The 6,661-nt window shown below is 61.8% G+C and carries 3 protein-coding genes; all 3 read left to right on the top strand.

Going from position 1 to position 6,661, the window contains the following annotated elements; translation table 11 throughout:
• Window positions 1-4,501 (top strand): beta strand repeat-containing protein (locus ACRESD_RS15655; RefSeq protein WP_431751752.1); only part of this gene is annotated, 4,501 nt, incomplete at its 5' end.
• A gap of 41 nt (window positions 4,502-4,542) precedes the next feature.
• Entirely contained in the window at window positions 4,543-6,057 is a 1,515-nt protein-coding gene (locus ACRESD_RS15650; protein ID WP_431751751.1) for a TolC family protein, read from the top strand.
• Entirely contained in the window at window positions 6,041-6,652 is a 612-nt protein-coding gene (gene cysC, locus ACRESD_RS15645) for an adenylyl-sulfate kinase (protein ID WP_431751750.1), read from the top strand. Before ACRESD_RS15650 ends, cysC begins: the two co-directional genes overlap by 17 nt.
• Window positions 6,653-6,661 lie beyond the last annotated feature (9 nt).

Here is a 6,661-nt window from a genome sequence, read left to right as displayed (position 1 = left end):
GGTTGCCAACAATGTATTGGCGATCGGTCAAACATCACTGGTGACCATCACCTTCAGTGAAGCCGTCACGGGTTTCACCAATGCCGACCTGACCATCGCCAACGGCACGCTGACGGCGGTCAGCAGCAGCGACGGCGGCATCACGTGGACCGCGACATTCACCCCGTCGGCGAGTATCACCAACGCCAACAACCACATCACCTTGAACAACACCGGCTACACCGACCTGAGCGGCAATACCGGCACGGGCACCACAGATTCCAATAACTTCGCTATCGACACCCAACGGCCGACGGCCACCATCGTAGTCGCCGATTCAACGCTGACCGCCGGTGAAACCTCGCTGGTGACTATTACGTTCAGTGAAGCCGTGACCGGTTTCACCAATGCCGACCTGATGGTTCCAAATGGCACGCTGACGGCCGTCAGCAGCAGCGACGGCGGTATCACCTGGACCGCCACCTTTACCCCGACGGCCGGTATCAACGACTCCACCAACCTCATTACCCTGGCCAACGCCGGTGTCGCCGACCTGGCCGGCAATGCCGGCTCAGGCACCACCAGTTCGCCCAATTTCACCATCGACACCGTGCGGCCGACCGCTACCGTTATTGTCGCGGACAACGCCCTGAAGATTGGCGATACCTCATTAGTCACCATTACGTTCAGCGAGGCAGTGACAGGTTTCACCAATGCCGACCTGACGATTACCAACGGCACCTTGACGGCGGTGAGCAGCAGTGACGGTGGTATCACCTGGACGGCGACTTTTACGCCGAGCAGCTCTATCAGCGACGCCACCAACCTGATTACCCTCGACAACAGCGGCGTACAGAACCTCTCGGGCAATGCTGGCAGTGGCACTACCAGCTCCAACAACTACGCCATCGATACCCAGCGCCCCACCGCCACCATTGTGGTGACGGATACGGCCCTTGGCATTGGCCAGACGTCGCTGGTGACAGTGACGTTCTCCGAAGCGGTCACCGGCTTCACCAATGCCGACCTGACGATTGATAACGGTACGTTGAGCGCGGTGAGCAGCAGCGATGGTGGCATCACCTGGACCGCGACGCTCACGCCGGTGAACGGCATCACTCATGCCAACAACGTCATCACACTGGATAACACCGGCATCGCCGATTTGGCTGGCAATGCCGGCAGCGGCACCACCGACTCCAACAACTACGCCGTCGACAGCCAGCGGCCGACCGCAACCATCGTGCTCTCTGACTCGGCGCTGAAAGTCGGCGAGACGTCTGTGGTGACCATTACCTTCAGCGAGGCCGTCACCGGTTTCAACAACAGCGACCTGACCATACCCAATGGCACCCTTACGGCGGTGAGCAGCTCGGACGGCGGTATCACCTGGACGGCTACCTTTACACCGACTGCCGGTATTAAGGACACCACCAACCTGATTAGCCTGAATAACACCGGAATCGCCGACCTGGCCGGCAACGCCGGCACTGGCACCACCAACTCGGGCAACTTCACTATCGACACCATACGGCCGACCGCGACCATCATCGTGGCGAACAACGCGTTGAACATCGGTGAAAGCTCAGTGGTGACCATCACCTTCAGTGAGGCGGTGACCGGCTTCACCAACGCGGACCTGACCATCGCCAACGGCACCTTGACGGCGGTGAGCAGCAGCGACGGCGGTATCACCTGGACGGCGAGCTTCACTCCGGCCGCCAACATCACCGACGCCACCAACCTGATCACGCTGGATAACACTGGTGTGGTAAACGGCTCCGGCAACGCCGGCAGTGGCACGACGGACTCCAACAACTACACCATCGACACTCAGCGGCCAACGGCAACCATCGTCGTTGCCAACAACGGCCTGAACATTGGCGGCACATCGTTGGTGACCATCACCTTCAGCGAGGCGGTGACCGGTTTCACCAATGCCGACCTGACTGTCGCCGACGGCACCTTGAGCAACGTGAGCAGCGCCGACGGCGGTATCACCTGGACCGCCACCCTGACGCCCACCAACGGCGTGACCCGCACGGGTGACGTCATCACGCTGAACAACGCAGGCCTCAACGATCTGGCCGGCAACAGCGGAGCGGGCTCCACGTTGTCGAATGCCTACAACGTCGACACCCAAGCTCCGACCGCCACTATCGTGGTCGCCAACCCGGCCCTGACGATAGGCCAGACGTCCTTGGTGACGATAACCTTCAGCGAGGCCGTCAGCGGCTTCGACAACAGTGACTTGAGCGTGCTCAATGGCACACTCTCGGCAGTGAGCAGCGCAGACGGTGGCGTGACGTGGACGGCCACGTTCACACCGGCCAACGCCATTACCGACACCACCAATGTGATCACGCTGAATAACTCAGGCGTGACCGATTTGGCCGGCAACGTGGGCAGCGGCGTGACCAGCTCGGGCAACTTCAGTATCGATACGCAGCGGCCGACCGCGACCGTCGTGGTCGACCATAGCGCGCTCAAGATCGGTGACACGGCCCAAGTCACCATCACTTTCTCCGAAGCAGTCAGTGGATTCACCACCGCCGACCTGAGCGTGACCAATGGCACCCTGAGTAACCTGGCCTCCAGCGATGGCGGTGTGACTTGGACCGCCAACCTGATACCCAGCAACGGTGTGACCCACACCGGTGACGTCATCACGCTGAATAATGCGGGTATCAACGACTTGGCCGGCAACAGCGGCACGGGCACTACCCAGTCCAATGCCTACAACATCGACACCCAGGCCCCGACCGCCAGCATCGTGGTCGCCAACCCGACGCTGGTCATCGGCCAGACTTCTTCGGTGACCATCACCTTCAGTGAGGCCGTCAGCGGTTTTGACAACAGCGACCTGAGCGTGCCTAACGGCACCCTCTCGGCGGTGAGCAGCACGGACGGCGGAATCACCTGGACGGCGACCTTCACCCCGACCAGCAATATTCACGACACCACCAACCTGATCACCCTGAACAACGCGGGTGTGAACGACCTGGCGGGCAACGCAGGCAATGGGGTCACGAATTCCGGCAACTTCATCATCGACACCCAACGGCCAACGGCGACCATTGTGGTCGACCACAGCGCGCTCAAGGTCGGTGACACGGCCCAAGTCACCATCACCTTCTCCGAAGCGGTCAACGGCTTCACCACTGCTGACCTGAACGTAGCCAATGGCACCTTGAGCAACCTGACCTCCAGCGACGGCGGCGTGACCTGGACCGCGACGTTGACCCCAACGGCCAACCTCACCAGCACCACCAACCTGATCACCCTGGACAACAGCGGTGTGCAAGACACCTATGGCAACACGGGCAGCGGCATCACTGACTCCAACCGCTACGCCATCGACACTCAGCGCCCAACTGCGACCATCTCCGTGGCCGATAGCGCCCTGAGTATCGGGCAAACCACTACGGTCACCATCGCCTTCAGCGAGGCCGTGACGGGCTTCAGCCTCTCGGAGTTGAGCGTGGCCAATGGCGTGCTGTCCAACCTGGCGAGCCATGATGGCGGCAAGACCTGGACCGCGACCCTGACGCCAACGGCGAATATCACCGACGCGACCAACCTGATCGTGTTGGATGCCAGCCAGGTCAGCGACACCGCAGGTAACGCCGGCAGTGGCATTGCGATCTCAAATAACTACGCCATCGACGCTGAGCGCCCCACCGCGACCATCAGCATCGCCAACCCGAACCTGACCGTCGGCCAGACTACTACCGTGACCTTCTCCTTCAGCGAGAAAGTCAGTGGTTTCAATCTGGATGACTTGAGCGTGGCCAACGGTACCTTGTCCAACCTGGCAACCAGCGATGGTGGCAAGACATGGACCGCGACCCTGACGCCAACGGCCAACCTCAACGATCCTAGCAACTTCATCACCCTCGATAACCGCTTGGTGAATGATCTGGCGGGCAACGCGGGCAGCGGCTATGCCAACTCCAATAACTACACGATCAACACCGTGGCGCTGACCGGCGACCCGCTGTTCCGCGTCACCAACCCGGCACCGCCGCTCGGTGCACCGAACCAGCCGTTGCAGCCAATGGTGTTTGGCGCGCCGACCGGCAACCTCGGTTCTCTCATCGGCTTTCCACCGTTGTTCGAGCAGCGTGAGCTGGGTGCGGGCTTGCCGCCGGTAGGCAGCGTCTTTATCCACAACGGGGCGTTGGCGCCTAGCTATATCGCGCAGGTGTTCGGCACCGATGGTGCGGGCGACGGCCATACCAACGGTTTCCTGGGCTTTGGCGGCGGCGATGGTGGGGTGTTTGGTTCAAGCACCTTGTCGAGCCTGTTCAGCCGTGAAACCCACGGTGACGACAGCGTCCTAAAAGCGTTCGACAGCAATCCGATCAATGGCCAGGGCGATCCGGCCCAAGGGCTGCGCGGCGTGTTTGGCGCGCCGAGCCTCGGTCAGCAATTGCAGCAGATCAAGGACACAGAACAGCGCCAGGTGATGGACTTGGCGCATGCACTGCAACAGGTCGGCATCAGCGAAATGCAGGCTTGAACACACTTAACTTCAGGCGCGGGAACAGGGGCAGTCCAAGGATGAATACACGTCATAAGTTGTTCGGCGCCAGCTTGCTGGCGCTGGCGATCAGCGGTTGCGCAGTCACCAGTGAGCCGATTGAGCGCAGTGTCAGTGAGCAGCGAGCCCGCAGTGATCTGCAAGGCATGTACAAAGGCCAGGAGCCGCTGAATGGCCCGCTTACCCTGCACCAGGCCATGGCCCGTGCGGTGAAATACAACCTCGAAGGGCGCTTGAAGGTCATGGAAGAGGCCTTGGCCAAACGCCAATCGGACCTCTCCAGTTTCGACATGCTGCCGCGCATGGCGTTGTCCGCAGGCTATGCCGGACGCAACAACACCAACGCCTCCAGCAGCCAGAGCGTGCTCACTGGCACCCAGTCCCTGGAGCCGTCGACCTCCCAGGACCGCGACCGCCGCGTGGCGGACCTGACCATGGTGTGGAACGTGCTCGACTTCGGCGTCAGTTACATCAGCGCCAAACAGCAAGGCGACCAGCGCCTGATCATCCAGGAGCGGCGACGCAAGGTGATCAACACCATCGTCCAGGATGTACGCTCGGCCTATTGGCGCGCGGTGGCAGCCGAACGTTTGCTGACCCAGATCGACAGCCTGATGGCGCGGGTCGACCAGGCCCAGACCAACAGCCAGAGCATGAGCGAACAACGCATCGGCGACCCGGTGCAAGCCCTCGGTTACCAGCGGTCGTTGATCGAAGCCACCCGCCAATTGCAGGAGCAGCGCCGTGCGTTGTCCCTGGCCAAGACCGAACTGGCCACCTTGATCAACCTGCCGATGGGCAGCGAACTCAAGTTGGCCACGCCGGACGACTACAGTGTGCCGCAGTTGAAGGTCAACCTGGCCAGCCTGGAACAGGAAGCCCTGGCCAACCGCCCCGAGCTGCGGGAGCAGGACTACCAGACCCGCATCAGCGCTGCCGAAACCCGCAAAGCCATGCTGCGCTTGCTGCCGGGCCTGGAGTTTTCCGCCGGTGGGCATTACGACAGCAACTCGTTCCTGACTGACAACCGCTGGGCTGACTACGGTGCGAAGGTCACCTGGAACCTGTTCAACGTAATCTCCGCACCCGCCGCCATCGACGTCGCCAAGGCCGGTGAAGAAGTCGCCACCGCACGACGGCAGGCGATGTCCATCGCGGTGCTGGCTCAGATCTACGTGGCCAACGCTAACTATCAAGACGCCGTGCGCCAGTTCAAGACCAACGAACAGTTGGCCAATATCGACGGGCAAATCCTCACCCAACTACGCAATCGACACGAAGCCGCTGGTTTGGGCGAACTCGATCTGATCCAGGGCGAGCTCAACACCTTGCAAGCCGACCTACGCCGCGACCTGGCCTACGCCGACCTGCGCAACGCCTACGGCCAGATCTTTGCCAGCGCCGGGCTCGACCCATTGCCTGAACAGCTTGACTCCGACCGCGTGCAAGCCATCGCTACAGCGATGGCCAGCCGTGAATCGGCGTGGGCAGCGGGCAACATCACGACACCGGTGTCGCGTGCCGTCGCCAAATAACCTGGTGGCGCCGACGGCGAGCATCACGCGCGGTCAACGCGAGGCGCGCAATGGGCATCGCGGTGTGGCGATTTTGCTAACCGGCTTGCCCGCGTCGGGTAAATCCACTCTGGCCCAGGGCCTGCAGGCAGCGTTGTTCGAACAAGGCCGACAAAGCCTAGTGCTCGACGGCGACGCTTTGCGCTGCGGTCTCAACAAAGATCTGGGCTTTGCCGACAGCGACCGTCTGGAAAACATCCGCCGCGCCAGCGAGCTCGCCGCGCTGCTGGTGGACAATGGACAAATCGTGATCCTCGCGATGATCGCGCCGCTGGTCGAACTGCGGGCGGTGTTTGCCGACCGTCTGGCTGCCGATTATCGCGAGGTGTGGTGCAGCGCCTCGCTGGCGGTGTGCGAAGGGCGTGACCCGAAAGGGCACTATGCACGGGCTCGACGGGGAGAGTTGCCAGGGTTCACTGGCATCGGCTCGCCCTACGAGCCGCCACCCCACGCGTCATTGGTGTTGGACACCGGCGTGCTGACGGCGCGGCAGTGCGTCGAGCGGTTGTTGGTGTGGCTTTCACCTGAACTAGACTCTGGAGAGTCGTCTTTCTAGGAGTCTCCC

The sequence above is a fragment of the Pseudomonas sp. genome (genome assembly GCF_050739995.1).
In the GTDB taxonomy this organism is placed as follows: domain Bacteria; phylum Pseudomonadota; class Gammaproteobacteria; order Pseudomonadales; family Pseudomonadaceae; genus Aquipseudomonas.
The sequence above is the reverse complement of the archived record's forward strand: the minus strand, read 5'-3'. Positions and strand labels throughout refer to the sequence as shown.

What these genes read in the sequence shown, in the direction of transcription:
- ACRESD_RS15650 (WP_431751751.1), top strand. Translation starts at nt 4,543, where the DNA reads ATGAATACACGTCATAAGTTGTTCGGCGCCAGCTTGCTGGCGCTGGCG.